The following is a 16280-nucleotide window of genomic DNA, read 5'->3' on the forward strand; positions in this document are numbered from 1 at the left end:
GGGCCGTCCGCACCGGCAGGCCCGGTCGGGTACCCGCGCGGCGCCGGGTCTGCTCAGTCCAGCGCGGCCCGGACCTGCGGCGGCACCTGGAGCAGGTCCAGGCTGTTGCGCCACAGCGTCTCGAGCTGGGCTGGGTCGTTGAGCAGTTTCGCGAGCAGCGCGCGCCCCTCGATCTGGGCGACCATCGACCGCGCGACCTCGTGGGCGTCGACCGCCGGGCCGGCCTGGCCCTGATCCTTCGCCTCGACCACCACCCGCTCGATGAGGTCGATCTGGGCCTCGAAGATCTCCTGTAGCCGGCCACGGATCTCCTCGGCCTGGTTGCTCAGCTCCAGCGCGAGGTTGCCGAAGAGGCAGCCGACGACCAGGCCGCCCTTGCGCTGCCCGGCACGCTGCACCTCCTCGGTGGCCTCGAACAGGTCCCGCAGGCGCCGCAGCGGGTCGCGGTCGCTGCTGAGCAGCTCGACCCACCGCCGCCGCTGGCTCGCCCAGTGGTCGTCGATCACGGTGAGCGCGAGAGCCTGCTTGGACTCGAAGAAGTAGTAGAAGCTGCCCTTCGGCACGCCCGCCGTGGTGCAGATCTCCGCCACGCCCAGCGCGGAATAGCCGCGCTGCTCCAGCAGCATCGCGGCCGCGCCGAGGATCTTGTTCCGCGCGTCACTTGTCCGTCCCATGGCTTTGACGATACACGACCGGTCGGCTAGCTTTTTGTCGACCAGTCGTCTACTGGCCATCCCGGTCGGCGCCAACAAGGGCTCCGGCCAGTCAGGAAGAGGAATCATGAGCAGTCAGGGACAGAAGGTCGCAGTGATCACCGGTGCGTCTCAGGGCATCGGCGCCGGCCTCGTCGACGCGTACCGCAAGCTCGGGTACGGGGTCGTGGCGACCTCGCGCTCGATCGGCGCCGCCAACGATCCGGAGATCGTCACCGTCCAGGGCGACATCGCCGACGCCGACACCGCGGAGCGGGTGATCAGCGCTGCCCTTGAGCGCTTCGGCCGCGTCGACACGGTGGTCAACAACGCGGGCGTCTTCCTCGCCAAGCCGTTCACCGACTACACCGACGAGGACTACGCCCTGGCCACCGGGGTCAACCTCAGCGGCTTCTTCCAGCTCACCCGGCGCGCCCTGCCGCACCTGCTGGCCACCGGCGCAGGACACATCGTCACCATCACGACCGCCCTCGTGGACCAGCCCAACTCCAACGTCCCGTCCGTGCTCGCGTCGCTGACCAAGGGCGGCCTCAACTCCGCAACCAAGTCCCTGGCCATCGAGTACGCGAGCCGGGGCGTCCGGGTCAACGCCGTCGCGCCGGGCGTCATCAAGACCCCGATGCACCCGGTCGAGGCCCACGAGACCCTCGCCGGCCTGCACCCGGTCGGTCGGATGGGTGAGACCAGCGACATCGTCGACGCCGTCGTCTACCTCGAGTCCGCGCCCTTCGTCACCGGCGAGATCCTGCACGTCGACGGCGGCCAGAACGCCGGTCACTGACCCCTCCGCAAGCCGTAGCAAGGAGCACGACGATGCCGATCGTCAACATCCAGATCACCCGCGAGGGCAGCACGCCCGGTGCCGCCGCGGCGACCGCCGAGGAGAAGGCCGCGCTCATCAAGGGGGTGAGCCAGCTGCTGCTCGACGTCCTGAAGAAGCCGCTGAGCTCGACCTTCGTCGTGATCGACGAGGTCGACACCGAGAACTGGGGGCGGGGTGGCCTCCCGGTGGACCAGTTCCGGCAGCAGCAGGGCTCGGGCTCGCCGGAGTAACGCCCGGCACCTGGAGCGGCGCGGGGCCGGACAGCGCGCCGATCCGGGCAGTCGAAACGTGCGTACCGGCCGGTCAGGTTACCGGCCGGTACGAACTTCCTTAGCGATCGTTCAGGCACCCGTTCTACACTCGGTCTTCAGTCGAGGACTCGAGGAGGAGCTCCGCGGATGAACGCCGACGAGATCGCCGCCGGACGGGCACGCTGGCAGGCCCGCTACGACGCCGCGCGCAAGCGGGACGCGGACTTCACCACGCTCTCGGGAATGACCGTGGACCCGGTGTACGGGCCGCCGGAGGGCACCGCGTACCCGGGCTTCGACCGGATCGGCTGGCCGGGGGAGTTCCCGTACACCCGGGGGCTGCACCCGACCGGCTACCGCGGGCGGACCTGGACGATCCGGCAGTTCGCCGGGTTCGGCAACGCCCAGCAGACCAACGAGCGCTACAAGATGATCCTCGGCGCCGGCGGCGGCGGGCTCTCGGTCGCGTTCGACATGCCCACCCTGATGGGCCGCGACTCCGACGACCCGCAGGCGCTCGGCGAGGTCGGGCACTGCGGCGTCGCGATCGACACCGCCACCGACATGCAGGCGCTCTTCGACGGCATCGACCTGGCTGGCGTGACCACCTCGATGACCATCTCCGGCCCGGCCGTGCCGGTCTTCTGCATGTACCTGGTCGCCGCCGAGCGGCAGGGCGCCGACCCGTCCGCCCTGGACGGCACGCTCCAGACCGACATCTTCAAGGAGTACATCGCGCAGAAGGAGTGGCTCTTCGATCCCGAGCCGCACCTGCGCCTGATCGGCGACCTGATGGAGTACTGCGCCCGGGAGATCCCGCGGTACAAGCCGCTGTCGGTCTCCGGGTACCACATCCGTGAGGCCGGCTCGACCGCCGCCCAGGAGCTGGCGTACACCCTGGCCGACGGCTTCGGCTACGTCGAGCTGGGGCTGTCGCGCGGGCTGGACGTCAACGTCTTCGCCCCGGGCCTGAGCTTCTTCTTCGACTCCCACGTGGACTTCTTCGAGGAGATCGCCAAGTTCCGCGCCGCCCGCCGGATCTGGGCCCGCTGGCTGCGTGACGTCTACGGCGCCACCAGTGAAAAGGCGCTCTGGCTGCGGTTCCACACGCAGACCGCCGGGGTGTCGCTGACCGCCCAGCAGCCGGTCAACAACGTGGTGCGGACCGCCGTCGAGGCGCTGGCCGCGGTGCTCGGCGGGACCAACTCGCTGCACACCAACGCCCTCGACGAGACCCTCGCCCTGCCCACTGACGAGTCCGCCGAGATCGCCCTGCGTACCCAGCAGGTGCTGATGGAGGAGACCGGGGTGGTCAACGTCGCCGACCCGCTCGGCGGCTCCTGGTACGTCGAGGCGCTGACCGACAAGATCGAGGCCGAGGCGGAGGAGATCTTCGCCCGGATCCGGCAGCTCGGCGGCGAGGGCCCGCACCAGATCGGACCGATGACCTCGGGCATCCTGCGGGGCATCGAGGACGCCTGGTTCACCGGCCACATCGCCGAGTCGGCCTTCGTCTACCAGCAGGCGCTGGAGAAGGGCGACAAGAAGATCGTCGGGGTGAACTGCCACACCGGCACGGTCGCCAAGGACCTGGAGATCCTGCGCATCTCGCACGAGGTGGAGCTGGAGCAGCGCCGGGTCCTCGCCGAGCGCAAGACCGCCCGCGACGACGCGGCGGTCAAGGCCGCCGTCACCCGGATGGTCGAGGTCAGCCGTACCGACGGCAACATGATCCCCGCGATGCTCGACGCCGTCCGCGCCGAAGCCACTCTCGGCGAGATCTGCGACGCCCTCCGCGCCGAGTGGGGCACCTACCGCGAGCCCGCCCGCTTCTGACCCCCCACCCACCCCTCCCGCGATCTTGCAGTTGGTGCCCCGGCGAAAGCCGCGAATGCCGCAGAGCGGGGTCCCAAAGTGCAAGATCGCGCAGGGGTGGGGGGAGGGCGGGGGGCGGGGCGGGGGGAGGGGTGGGGGGCGGGGTGAGAACTGCAACTGTCGCGGTCGCGGTTGATCTGAGATTGGCGGGGGGCGTGCGAGACTAGGTAACCATGAGCGACCCACGGATCACCTCGTCGATCTTCACCCGCGGCGCGGTCGACCTCAGCGCGCTGCGCAGCACACCGGCCCCCTCCCGTCCCACCACACCGGCCCAGTCCGGGCCGCCCACCGGTCTTCCGGGCGCTTCCGCCGACGGCGGAGTGGCCGTGATCGACGTGACCGAGGCAACCCTCCAGTCCGAGGTGCTCGAGCGGTCGCTGTCCCAGCCCGTGGTGGTCTTCTTCGGCGCGGCCGGATACCCGGAAAGCGACCAGTTCGCCCCGGTGCTGGAGCGGCTGGCGGCCGAGGGCGAAGGCGCGTGGGTGCTGGCTCGGATCGACGTCCAGGAGAACCCACGCATCGCCCAGATGTTTCAGATCCAGGCGGTGCCGACCGTCTACGCGGTCGTTGGCGGGCGGCCAGTCGACGCCTTCCCCGGCGTGGTGCCGGAGGCCCAGCTCCGCCAGTGGCTGCAGGCGGTCCTCAAGGCCGGTGGCGTCGCCGTCGCCGAGCCGGAGGACCCGCGCCTCGACGAGGCCGACGACGCGCTGATGAGCGGCGACCTGGACGCCGCCGAGCAGGCGTACCGGAAGATCCTGGCCGAAACCCCGTCGGACGCCGCGGCCGAGGCCGGTCTGGCCCAGGTGGGCCTCGCCCGTCGGGTCGGCGGCGCCGACCCGCAGGCCGCGCTCACCGCCGCCGAGAACGCCCCCGACGACGTCGAGGCCCAGCTCCTCGCCGCCGACATCGAGGTGCTCAGCGGCCTGGCCGAGCAGGCGTACAAGCGGCTGGTCGGGCTGGTCCGCCGGACCGCCGGCGACGACCGGGAGAAGGTACGCCAGCACCTGGTCTCGCTCTTCGCCATCGCCGGCCCGGACGACCCCGCGGTCGCCTCGGCCCGCCGGGCCCTGGCCAGCGCCCTGTTCTGAGTTCCTAGCACGCCAGCGCGGGCCGGCGATCCGGCCGGCCCGCCCGACCACCGAGGACGGGAGCCCATGATGCGCCGAATCGCCGTCCTCGACGCGCCGACCAACCTGGGGCTGCGCCCACCCACCGCCACCTCCGTCCCCGGCTGCGGCAAGGCCCCCGGCGCGCTGCGCGACCACGGCCTGCTCGCCCGGCTGCGCGCCCGCGACGCCGGCTGCCTCACCCCGGCCCGGTACGACCCGGGCGACTGGCGACCCGGCGACGGCGTCTGCCACGCCCGGGAGATCTCCGACTATTCACTGGCACTCGCGGACCGGATCGGCGCGATCATCGACCGGGGTGAGTTCCCGCTGGTCCTGGGCGGGGACTGCTCGGTGCTGCTCGGCTCCGCGCTGGCCATGCACCGGCTGGGCGAGGCGGTCGGCGGCCGGATCGGGCTGGTCTTCGTGGACGGCCACTCCGACTTCCGGCACCCCGGCAACGCCTCGTACGTCGGCGCGGCGGCGGGGGAGGACCTCGCCCTGGTCACCGGCCGGGGGCAGGCCGACCTGGCCGCCATCGAGGGACGCCGGCCGTACTTCCGGGACATCGACGTGGTGGTGCTCGGCATCCGCGCGCAGGACGAGTACCGGCTGGACCTCCAGGCGGCCGGGATCACCACCCGGCCGGTGCCGGCGCTGCGCGCCGAGGGGGCCGCCCGGACCGCCCAGTGGGCGCACGATCAGCTCGCCGACTGCGCCGGCTACTGGGTGCACATCGACGTGGACGTGCTCGACCCGGCGGTGATGCCGGCGGTGGACGCGCCCGACCCGGGCGGGATCGCCTTCGCCGAGCTGGAGATCCTGCTCGCCGGGCTGGTCGACACCCCGCACTGCCTCGGCGTGGAGCTGACCGTCTTCGACCCGGACTACGACCCGGACGGCTCGTACGCCGCCGAGATCGTCAACACCGTCGTCTCCGGGCTGGCGCCGGTCTCGGCGCCGGCCGCGATGCCACCACGGCTGCTGCCGGCCGCCCCGCCCGCGCCATCGCCCCGGGCGGGCAACGGCCGTCCCGGAGACCGGGTCGCACTGTCGCGTCCGGTGGCCGCCCCGGCCCCCGCCCTCGCGGTGGAAACCCCCGACCCCACGTCGACCCCGCCCGCGCTCGCGGACGGCGGCCCCGCGGGACCCGGCTCGCCGGACGGCGGGGCTACCGCTGACGGCGCCCCGGACCAGCCGACGGCGTCGGTTGCCGCGCTGCTGCGCCGGGCGCCGGGGACGGAGCCCGGCGGGGGAGCGCCATCCGGGCCAGCGTCCGCCAGCGGTCGGGCGCCGGCGGTGGCCGCCGCACCGGGCCTGCTGCGCCGGGTGCCGCCGCCGGACGACGCCGGCGCACCCGAGCCGGTCGGTCCGCTCGCCACCGCCGGGCCGGGCCGGTTGCGGCAGGCGGGGATCGCCGAGGACGAGGAGGCGCCGCCGGTCGGCGACCCCGGCCCGCGGTCACCCGGGGCCGACATCGCCTGAGCGGTCAGCGGGCGGCGAGGGCGCGCAGGAAGCGCTCGCTGATCGGCACCGCGCTGGCCGTGCTCGACCCGCCCTGCTCCACGAAGACCGCGAACGCGACGTCGCCCTGCCAGCCGACGAACCAGGCGTGGGTGTGCGCCGGGTTGTTGTCGTACTCGGCGGTGCCGGTCTTGCCGTACACCGGCTCGCCGGGCACGTCGACGAGGGCCTTGCCCGTGCCGGCGGTGACCACCGCACGCATCATCGTCTTCAGCGCCGCCACGGACTCCGCCTTGAGGGGCGGACCCGCCGGGGCGGGCTGCCCGGGCGCCGGGTCCAGCACCAGCTTCGGCTGCTCCCAGCGCCCCCGGGCCACGGCGGCCGTCGCGCCGGCCATGGCGAGCGGGCTGACCACCGTGGTGCCCTGGCCGATCGCCGCGGCGGCCTGCTCGGTGGCCGAGCCGTTGGCCGAGACCTTCCCGGGGAAGACGTCCGCGCCGAGGTCCCACTTCGCCTCCAGGCCGAGGGCCCGGCCGGTGGTGGCCAGCCCGTCCGGGCCGAGCTTCGGGGCCAGCGAGACGAACGCGGTGTTGCAGGACTTCGCGAAGTCGGTGCCGAACGGGACCGATCCCAGCTCGAAGTTGTCGGAGTTCTTGAACGGCCGGCCGTCCACCACGCGGTTCTTCGGGCAGGCGACCGTCGCCTCCGGGGTCACCGCACCCTGGTCCAGCAGGGCGAGCGCGCTGACCATCTTGAACGTCGAGCCCGGCGGCACCTGGGCGGTGAAGGCCAGGTTCTCCCCGGCCGGGCCGGGGCCGTTGGCGGCGGCCAGCACCGCGCCGTCGCTGATCCGGACCGCCACCAGGGCGGAGCGGCGCCGCTCCCCGCGCAGCGCCGCGTCGGCGGCGTTCTGGGTGGCCACGTCGAGGGTGGTCTTCAGCGGCTGGCCGGTCTTCGGCTCGCTGCGGAACACCTCGGCGGCGGTGGTCGTCCCCGTCTCGCCGGGCTTGGCGCGCTCGATGACCACGGTGAGCCCGGGTACGCCCCGCAGGCGGTCGTCGTACCGGCCCTGGAGGCCGCCGTGGCCGACCAGGTCGCCGGCCACGTACCGGTCGGGGTGTGCCTTCAGGTCGTCGGCCTGTGCCGGGTCGACCGAGCCGAGCAGGGCCCTGGCGAACTCCCGCGTCGGTGCCAGATTGAGCGTGTCGGTCGGGAACCTGGTGCCCGGCAGGTCGTAGATCCGGGGCTTGATCTGCCGGTACGCCTCCTCGCGTAGGGTCACCACCTCGACCAGGGCGGTCGGCTCCGCCTCGGCCAGGCGTTTCGGCAGATCGGACAGGTCGACCGGCGGCACGAGCGCGGGCCGGATCGCCTTGAACGCGGCGTCGAGCCGCCGAACCAGCCCCGGCACGTCGGTGACCTCGCTGGGCTGCAGGCCGACCCGGACCACCCGGCGGGGCGCGACGATCGGGGCGCCGGCGCCGTCCAGCACGCCGGCCCGGGGCGCGGCCTCGCGGCGCAGCGCCAGCCGGTCACCCTCCTCCAACTTCTCCTGGATCAGCGTCGGTTCCCAGATCACCTGCCACTGGTCGTCACCGCCGCGCTTGAGGCGCACCGGCCGGTCGTACGCCCAGCGGACCTGCCCCGGCAGCGTCCAGTCGACCGTCACCTGGGCGGTGGCGGTGTCCGCCGTGATCTTGGCGTCGCCCTTGCGCTTCAGCGCCGGCGGGCTGTCCACCAGCTCGCCCGAGAGCGCGCGGATCTCCTTCGTCACGTCGGCGGCCGGGACCCGGGCGCCGGTCGGCTCGATGAAGCCGACCGTGTGCAGGTCCCCGGAGCGCCAGCCGGCCAGGAACGCGTCGACGGCGCGCTCCGGCCCGTCCTCGGTCGAGCAGCCGGCCAGCGCCCCGGCGGCGAGCACGGTGGCGGTCACCGCAGCCATGATCGGCCGGAGCGGGGATCGGCGGCGGGCAACGGGGTAGGAGATGGGCATGAAGGTGTCCCTCCGGTGTGAAACTGTCCTGCACGGTAGTACGGACGGGCTTCTCCCACCGCCCCGCCACGGCCCCGACGTGCGGAAAGAGGCCATTGGCAGTGTGATGAACATCGCGAGCCGGGGTACTCCGCGACCGGCCGACCACGTACCCGCAACGGGTGAAAGGACAGAGTCCCGATCCGGACGTCCGGCCACTGGTCCGCCGACGAATGGGCAGAGCGGCAGGGCCTAGGCTGGGCGGCAGAGTGACCCACAACGCGGTGGGTCGAGGGGAGTGGCACCGATGGACCGGCGTCCGGCGATCAAACCGGGACCCGACCTCCGGCAGGCTGACACCGGCCGGGACGACAGCTTCGATTCGGCAACCGACGGGGATGGTTTGGGCCACCTCGATACAGGAGTTACCGGGATGACCGGTTCGAGTATCGACACGCTCTACGAGCTGGGCCTGCCGACGCAGGGGCTGGCCGACGACGCGGAGGACGCCGAGCTCGACGAACCGGTACCCAACGCGGAGCGCCTGGTGGCCCAGGCGGTGGCGCTGGCCGGTGACGACCACGACGCGGCGACCCTGGTCAGCCGCTTCTGGCGGTTCGCGCCGGACGAGGAGCTGATCGGCTTCACGGCCGAGGAGATGCTCGACGCGGCCCGGGCGCACCGGGACCTCGCCCAGCAGCGGGTGCCGGGTGAGCTGAAGTTGCGCATCCACGAGCCGGATGCGGACCAGCACCACACCGTCATCGAGATCGTCACCGACGACATGCCGTTCCTGGTCGACTCGGTGACCGCGCTGCTCAACTCGCACCACCTCGACGTGCACCTGCTGGTCCACCCCTTGGTGGTGGTTCGCCGGGAGCCGCTGGGCCGGCTGACCGAGGTGTCCGCCGACGTCGAGCCGGACGACGCGATCGCCGGTGACCTGGTCGAGAGCTGGATGCGGATCGAGATCGATCCGGTGCGCGACGCGGGCGAGCGGGAGAAGCTCCGCCGGGAGCTGCAGCGGGTGCTCACCGACGTGCGGGAGGCCGTGGAGGACTGGCCCAAGATGCGGCAGCGGGCCCTCGCGCTCGCCGACGAACTGGCCTCCGCCCGGACCTCGGACAACCGGCCGCCGGTGCCGGAGAAGGACATCACCGACTCGGTCGAGCTGCTGCGCTGGCTGGCGCACGACCACTTCACCTTCCTCGGGTATCGCGAGTACCGGCTGGTCGACACCGACGGCGCGGACGGCGGTCAGGCGCTGGAGGCGGTACTCGGCACCGGGCTGGGCATCCTGCGCTCCGACTCCCCGGAGGCCCGGTCGCTGTCCTCGATGACCCCCGAGGCGCACGAGAAGGTGCTGGAGAAGCGGCTGCTGATCATCACCAAGGCCAACTCGCGGGCCACCGTGCACCGCTCGGCCTACCTCGACTACATCGGCTTCAAGATCTTCAATGACGCGGGCGAGGTGGTCGGCGAGCGGCGTTTCCTGGGCCTGTTCTCCACCGCGGCGTACCGGACCAGCGTGCGCGAGCTGCCGGTGGTCCGCCGCAAGGTGGCCGAGGTGCTGGACCGCTCCGGGCTGAGCCAGCGCAGCCACTCCGGCAAGGACCTGCTCCAGATCCTGGAGACCTACCCGCGCGACGAGCTGTTCCAGATCAAGACCGACGACCTGTACCACGCGGTGATCGGCGTACTGCGGATGGCGGGCCGCCGGCAGCTGAGGGTCTTCCTGCGCCGGGACGCGTACGGGCGGTTCATCTCCTGCCTGATCTACCTGCCGCGGGACCGGTTCACCACCCAGAACCGGCTACGCATGCAGGACATCCTGCTCCGCGAGCTGAACGGCGTCGGGGTGGACTACACCACCCGGGTCACCGAGTCGATGCTCGCCCGGGTGCACTTCATCGTCCGGACCGACCCGACCAACCCGCCGGGCGAGATCGACGCCGACCTGCTCGCCGAGGAACTGGCCGACGCGACCCGGCTCTGGGACGACGACTACCGGCTGGTGCTGGAGCGCAAGCTCGGCGACGAACAGGCCAAGCATCTGTTCAGCCGGTACGCCGACGCGTTCCCGGAGGGCTACAAGGACGGGCACACGCCGTACGAGGCGATGAAGGACCTGGCCAAGCTGGAGCTGCTGGAGGAGCCCGGCCAGCTCGAGATGCACCTGTTCCGCAAGCAGATCGCGCCGCGGCCGGGCCGGCCGGGCGCGGACGTCGACGAGACCATGGACGTGCGGTTCAAGGTCTACCGGTACGGCGAGCCGATGATGCTCTCCGCCGTGCTGCCGGTGCTGCACTCGCTCGGCGTCCGGGTGGTCGACGAGCACCCGTACGAGGTGGACCGGGTCGACGGCCGGGTCTTCCTCTACGACTTCGGGCTACGGCTGCCCGAGGCGCATCAGGAGCTGGCCGAGGTCCGCCCGCACGTGGAGAACGCCTTCGCGGCGGCCTGGCGGGGCGAGGCCGAGGTGGACGGCTTCAACGAGCTGGTGCTCCGGGCCGGGCTCACCTGGCGGCAGGTGGTGGTGCTGCGGGCGTACGCGAAGTACCTGCGCCAGGCCGGCACCGTCTTCTCCCAGGACTACATGGAGCAGACCTTCATCGCGTACCCGAAGATCGCCGCCCTGCTGGTGGAGCTCTTCGAGGCCCGGTTCGCCCCGGGCGCGACCACCCTCGACGAGCGGCGGCAGCGCAGCGGCGAGCTGGTCACCGCGATCGCCGAGGCGCTGGACGACGTGTCCAGCCTCGACCAGGACCGCATCCTGCGGTCGTACCTGACGCTGATCCAGGCGACCCTGCGGACCAGCTTCTACCAGCGCCCGGTCGGCGGGCGGCCCAAGCCGTACGTGGCGTTCAAGCTGGACCCGCAGGCCATTCCGGACCTGCCGGCGCCGCGGCCGAAGTTCGAGATCTTCGTCTACTCGCCGCGCTTCGAGGGCGTGCACCTGCGGTTCGGGCCGGTGGCCCGGGGCGGGCTGCGCTGGTCCGACCGGCGGGAGGACTTCCGCACCGAGGTGCTGGGCCTGGTCAAGGCGCAGATGGTGAAGAACACCGTGATCGTGCCGGTGGGCGCCAAGGGCGGCTTCGTGCTCAAGCAGAAGCCGGGCGACCGGGACGAGGCGGTGATCTGCTACAAGGAGTTCATCTCGGCGCTGCTCGACGTCACCGACAACATCGTCAGTGGCGAGATCGTCCCGCCCGAGGACGTGGTCCGGCACGACGCCGACGACCCGTACCTGGTGGTGGCGGCGGACAAGGGCACCGCGACCTTCTCCGACATCGCCAATGAGATCTCCACCGCGCACCAGTTCTGGCTGGGCGACGCGTTCGCCTCCGGCGGCTCGGCCGGCTACGACCACAAGAAGATGGGCATCACCGCCCGCGGCGCCTGGGAGTCGGTGAAGCGGCACTTCCGGGAAATGGGGCACGACACCCAGACGTCTGACTTCACGGTGGTCGGCGTCGGCGACATGTCCGGCGACGTGTTCGGCAACGGGATGCTGCTGTCCGAGCACATCCGGCTGGTGGCCGCCTTCGACCACCGGCACATCTTCCTGGACCCGGATCCGGACGCCGCCACCTCGTACGCCGAGCGGAAGCGGCTGTTCGACCTGCCCCGGTCGTCCTGGGAGGACTACAACCGCGAGCTGATCTCGGCCGGCGGCGGGGTGTACCCGCGTACCGCCAAGTCGATCCCGGTCAGCGCGCAGGTGCGCGCGGTGCTCGGCCTGGACGACGACGTCACCCAGTTGTCGCCGCAGGAGCTGATGAAGGCGATCCTGACCGCGCCGGTGGACCTGTTCTGGAACGGCGGCATCGGCACCTACGTGAAGGCGTCCAGCCAGACCAACGCCGAGGTGGGCGACAAGTCCAACGACGCGATCCGGGTCAACGGCAAGGACCTGCGCTGCCGGGTCGTCGGCGAGGGCGGCAACCTGGGCTGCACCCAGCTCGGCCGGATCGAGTACGCCCTGACCGGCGGCCGGATCTACACCGACTTCATCGACAACGCGGCGGGGGTGGACACCTCGGACCACGAGGTGAACATCAAGATCCTGCTCAACACGGCGGTCGCCGACGGCGAGCTGACCATGGACGAGCGGGACGGGCTGCTCGCCGAGATGACCGACGAGGTCGCCGAGCTGGTGCTGCGGGACAACTACGACCAGGCCCGGGCCATCAACAACGCCCAGGCTCAGGCCGCCTCGCTGCTCCCGGTGCACCGCCGCATGATCAATGAGCTGGAGCGGTCGGGTCAGCTCGACCGCGCGCTGGAGGCGCTCCCGCCGGACGAGGAGCTGGCGGTCCGGACCGAGTCCGGGCTGACCGCGCCGGAGTTCGCGGTGCTGCTGGCGTACGTCAAGATCGTGTTGGAGCGCGAGATCGTGGCCGACGGGCTGGCCGACGAGGAGTGGACGACCGACGTCCTGGTCAACTACTTCCCCACGCCCCTGCGGGAGCGGTTCACCGACCGGATGGGCCGGCACCGGCTGCGCCGGGACATCGTCACCACCGTGCTGGTCAACGAGGCGATCAACCGGGGCGGCATCTCGTCCGTCTTCCGGGTCGTCGAGGAGACCGCCGCGTCGGCGGCCGACGTGATCCGGGCGTACGTGGTGGTCCGCGAGGTGTTCGGACTGCGGGACCTCTGGGACGCGGTGGAGGCGCTGGACAACAAGGTCTCGCCCGAGCTGCAGACCAGCGTCTACCTGGACACCCGCCGGCTGCTCGACCGGGCGGTGCGCTGGCTGGTCACCAACCGGCGCTCGCCGATCGACGTGCCGGCGGAGATCGCCCGGCTGCGGGACGGCGTGGCCCGGCTGCTGCCCGGCCTGGAGAACCTCTTCTACGGCAGCGAGCGGGACGCCATCGCGGCGCACATCGACTCGCTGACCTCGCGGGGACTGCCGCGCGACCTGGCCGAGCAGGCCACCCGGCTGATGTACAGCTTCGGTCTGCTCGACGTGGTGGAGACCGCCCGGTCGACCGGCCGGGACGTGGGCGAGGTGGCCTCGATCTACTTCGTCCTGTCCGACCGGTTCCGGGTGGACGCCCTGCTGTCGAAGATCTCCCTGCTGCCGCGGGAGGACCGCTGGCAGACGCTGGCCCGGATGGCGCTGCGCTACGACCTGTACGCCGCGCTGGCCGCGCTCACCGCGGAGGTCCTCGGGTCCACCCCGGACAACCTCCCGCCGCACGAGCGGGTGCTCCAGTGGGAGCAGGCGAACGCCACCTCCATCCACCGGGCGCATCGGGCGATGGGGGAGTTCGACGAGTCCCGGGCGGATCTGTCCGCGCTGTCGGTGCTGCTGCGGCAGATCCGGACCCTGGTGCGGACCTCGGCCGCGGCCTGACCCGGACGCCCACGCGGGCGCGGCCCGGCGGTCGGTGATCCGACCGCCGGGCCGCGCTCTGGTTTCAGCGTCACGCCGCCATGGTGGCGAAGGCGATGATGTTGTTCAGGTAGCTGCCGGCGCTGGAGTCGAAGACGCCGCCGCAGGTCACCACCCGCAGGCTCGGCTTGTCACTGGGCCCGTAGACCAGCTCCGTGGGGAACGCCGACTTCGGGTACGACTTCACCTCGTTGACCGTGAAGGTGGCCTGCGAGCCGTCCTCCCGGGCGACCGTGATGGTGTCCCCCGACCGGAGCGAGCCGAGGTTGAAGAAGACGGCCGGCCCGAGCTTGGCCGAGTCGACGTGGCCGACGATGACCGCGTTGCCGACCTCACCGGGGCTGGCGCCGGGCGAGTACCAGCCGGCCCGCTGGGCCTGGTCCAGCGGGGGCACCTGGACCGTGCCGTCGGGGTTGGTGCCGAGCGACATGATCTCGGCGTTCACCCCGATCCGCGGGATCGAGATGGTCGTCGGGTTCGACCGGCCCAGGCCGACGGGGGCGATGTCCGGGTGCGGCGCGGCCGTTCCCTCCTCGGCGGCGGACGGCTGGTCGGCGGACTGGGTCCCGTCGACGGCGGCGGGGGCGGTCGTGGTCGGGCCGCCCGGCCCGGCCTGGGCCAGCGGCTGGGGCGGGCGGGGCGGCGGCACGGTCCGCACGGACGCCCCGATCATGCCGGCGCCCACCATGGCGAGGAGGACGACGACGGCCGTGCCGGCGGCGCGCCACGGTCTCCCGTGACGGCCGCCGGCCGGTGTCGCCGTCGTGTCAGCCGAGGTCATTGGCCCGACGCCGACGCAGCAGGACCATGCCACCCAGGGCGGCGGCGCCGATCACGCCCACCCCGCTGGCGGCCATGCCGCGGTCGAGGCTGGTGGTGGTCATGCCACCGTCACCCCCGTCGACGTGGCCACGCGGCGTGCAGTGGTCCCGGTCGTCGTGGTCCCGACGGTCCTGGTCCTTGTTGTCCCAGTCCCTGTGGTCGCGGTCCTTGCCGTCGTGGTCCTTGTTGTCCCAGTCCTTGTGGTCGCGGTCCTTGCCGTCGTGGTCCTTGTTGTCTCGGTCCTCGTCCTTGCCGTCGTCGTGCTTGTTGTTCTCGTCCTTGCGGTCCTCGTCCTTGCGGTCGCGGTCCTTGCCGTCGTCGTGCTTGTTGTCCCAGTCCTTGCGGTCCTCGTCCTTGCCGTCGCGGTCCTTGCCGTCGTGGTCCTTGTTGTCTCGGTTGTTGCGGTCCTCGTTCGACTGGTCGTCGGCCATGCCCCCCTGGCCGCCCGACTGCCAGGTCTCGTCGTGCTTGTTGTTCTCGTCCTTGCGGTCCTCGTCCTTGCGGTCGCGGTCCTTGCCGTCGTGGTCCTTGTTGTCCCAGTCCTTGCGGTCCTCGTCCTTGCGGTCGCGGTCCTTGTTGTCCCAGTCCTTGCGGTCCCAGTCCTTGTGGTCCCAGTCCCCGTGGTGGTCCCCAGAGCAGAACTCAGAAAGACTGACCTGCGGCTTGGCCACGACGTTGCCCGTGTACGCCTGTCCGGCCGCGTACGCCGCCCCGGGCGAGAACAGCAGCAGGGACGCGCCGCCGAGAGCGGCACCCGCAACGACCTTCCCGAGCATCTTCTTTCCCATGACCTGCGTCACTCCATCCCTGTTTGTCCTGAGCCCGACGACAGTCGAGCTACGACCGACGTTAGACCGTTTCGTGACTTATCCGGGGAAAGATTCGTGTTCTAGAGTTTACTGACGGTACGGGGCATACGAGTGCTAAGAGGCTTATGCTGAGGTTACGGACGCGGGGCGGCCTTCCGTGCCGCGCGGGCGGCTGCGGCCTCACTGGGTGCGGAGGTTCCTCAATCCGCCGGGCCCTGTCCCGCTCGGTCGAACTGCGGCGATCCGCCCCCGCCGTGCCGCCCCGTCCCCGCAGGGTGGTTCGCCCCTTACGGTTACGGCGATCCCGGCATCGAATGATTGCTATGAAAGCGCTCCCATTCAGCGTGAGCGTCCTGGTCGCGGGCGGGCTGGTGACCTTCCCTGGCCAAGCTGGGCGCGATCGGCAACGTCTACAACTGCATCGACGCCGCGCACCGCGGCTGGATCGGCTGGGACAGCAACTTCGGCCCGACCGCCAACCAGCTCCTCGCTGCGGCCACCGCCGCCGGCAGCACGTGCACAACGTGCCGGGCTTCATCACCAGCACGGCGAACTACGCGGCGCTCAAGGAGCCGTACTTCAAGATCACTGATGCGGTGAACGGCCAGACTGTGCGGCAGTCCAAGGGGGATCGACTGGAACCAATACTTCGGCGAGGTCTCGTTCGCCCAGACGTTCCGCAACAGGCTGGTCTCGGGGAGCCGGGCGTCGCCGCGTACGTCTGGGTGAAGCCGAGTCGGACGGCTCCCTCATCCCGAACGACGAGGGCAACGGCTTCGACCGGATGTGCGACCCCACCTACACCGGCAACGCGCGCAACGGCAACGGCCTGAGCGGCGCGCTGCCGAACGCGCCGATTTCGGCGCCTGGTTCTCCGCGCAGTTCCAGGAGCTCATGCGCAACGGCTACCCGCCGCTGTCCTGAGGCCGGCCAACCCGCCGCGGCGGGAGTGCGCCACCGCCGCGGCAGGTTGCCTCGGGCCCCTGATCCCACCGGGCACCGGGTCGGACCAGGGGTCCCGCAGCCCGCCCCGCCCCG

9 protein-coding genes and 2 pseudogenes are annotated in these 16280 nt (G+C 71.7%); 7 read left to right on the forward strand and 4 right to left on the reverse strand.

The window, feature by feature from the left end; all coding sequences use genetic code 11:
- Positions 1–53: 53 nt before the first annotated feature.
- Positions 54–674 (reverse strand): TetR family transcriptional regulator C-terminal domain-containing protein, encoded by a 621-nt coding sequence (locus tag I8N68_RS24785; protein WP_200214768.1) that lies wholly within the window; start codon positions 672–674, stop codon positions 54–56.
- A 106-nt stretch (positions 675–780) separates the two neighbouring features.
- On the opposite strand from I8N68_RS24785, the gene I8N68_RS24790 reads away from it, so the two are divergent.
- The 5 genes and pseudogenes from I8N68_RS24790 to I8N68_RS24810 all read left to right on the forward strand — a co-directional run.
- Positions 781–1494 carry an SDR family NAD(P)-dependent oxidoreductase gene (locus I8N68_RS24790; RefSeq protein ID WP_234040539.1) on the forward strand — a complete coding sequence of 238 codons (714 nt, stop codon included), beginning with the start codon at positions 781–783 and terminating at the stop codon, positions 1492–1494.
- A 32-nt stretch (positions 1495–1526) separates the two neighbouring features.
- Positions 1527–1766 (forward strand): tautomerase family protein, encoded by a 240-nt coding sequence (locus I8N68_RS24795; protein ID WP_200214772.1) that lies wholly within the window; start codon positions 1527–1529, stop codon positions 1764–1766.
- A gap of 168 nt (positions 1767–1934) precedes the next feature.
- Entirely contained in the window at positions 1935–3623 is a 1689-nt protein-coding gene (icmA, locus tag I8N68_RS24800) for a coenzyme B12-dependent isobutyryl-CoA mutase large subunit (RefSeq protein WP_200214774.1), read from the forward strand.
- Between the two features lie 212 nt (positions 3624–3835).
- Positions 3836–4753: a tetratricopeptide repeat protein gene (locus I8N68_RS24805; protein WP_200214776.1), complete on the forward strand. Its 918-nt coding sequence runs from the start codon at positions 3836–3838 to the stop codon at positions 4751–4753.
- A 66-nt stretch (positions 4754–4819) separates the two neighbouring features.
- A pseudogene (locus I8N68_RS24810) lies at positions 4820–6034 on the forward strand (arginase family protein); the annotation flags it as partial.
- Positions 6035–6260: 226 nt separating this feature from the next.
- On the opposite strand, the gene I8N68_RS24815 reads toward I8N68_RS24810, so the two are convergent.
- Positions 6261–8228: a penicillin-binding transpeptidase domain-containing protein gene (locus I8N68_RS24815; RefSeq protein WP_200214779.1), complete on the reverse strand. Its 1968-nt coding sequence runs from the start codon at positions 8226–8228 to the stop codon at positions 6261–6263.
- Between the two features lie 286 nt (positions 8229–8514).
- On the opposite strand from I8N68_RS24815, the gene I8N68_RS24820 reads away from it, so the two are divergent.
- Complete coding sequence (locus I8N68_RS24820; RefSeq protein ID WP_200214782.1) at positions 8515–13572, forward strand: NAD-glutamate dehydrogenase; 5058 nt, start codon at positions 8515–8517, stop codon at positions 13570–13572.
- Between the two features lie 70 nt (positions 13573–13642).
- Here I8N68_RS24820 and I8N68_RS24825 read toward each other — a convergent pair whose 3' ends face one another.
- Positions 13643–14392, reverse strand: coding sequence for a class F sortase (locus I8N68_RS24825; RefSeq protein ID WP_200214785.1), 750 nt, complete (start codon positions 14390–14392; stop codon positions 13643–13645).
- Positions 14379–15221: a hypothetical protein gene (locus tag I8N68_RS24830; protein WP_200214787.1), complete on the reverse strand. Its 843-nt coding sequence runs from the start codon at positions 15219–15221 to the stop codon at positions 14379–14381. Before I8N68_RS24830 ends, I8N68_RS24825 begins: the two co-directional genes overlap by 14 nt.
- 399 nt (positions 15222–15620) lie before the next feature.
- Here I8N68_RS24830 and I8N68_RS24835 point away from each other — a divergent pair.
- Positions 15621–16166: pseudogene (locus I8N68_RS24835) on the forward strand (glycoside hydrolase family 6 protein); the annotation flags it as partial.
- Positions 16167–16280 lie beyond the last annotated feature (114 nt).

The organism is Micromonospora coerulea (assembly GCF_016598485.1).
In the GTDB taxonomy this organism is placed as follows: Bacteria; Actinomycetota; Actinomycetes; order Mycobacteriales; family Micromonosporaceae; genus Micromonospora; species Micromonospora coerulea.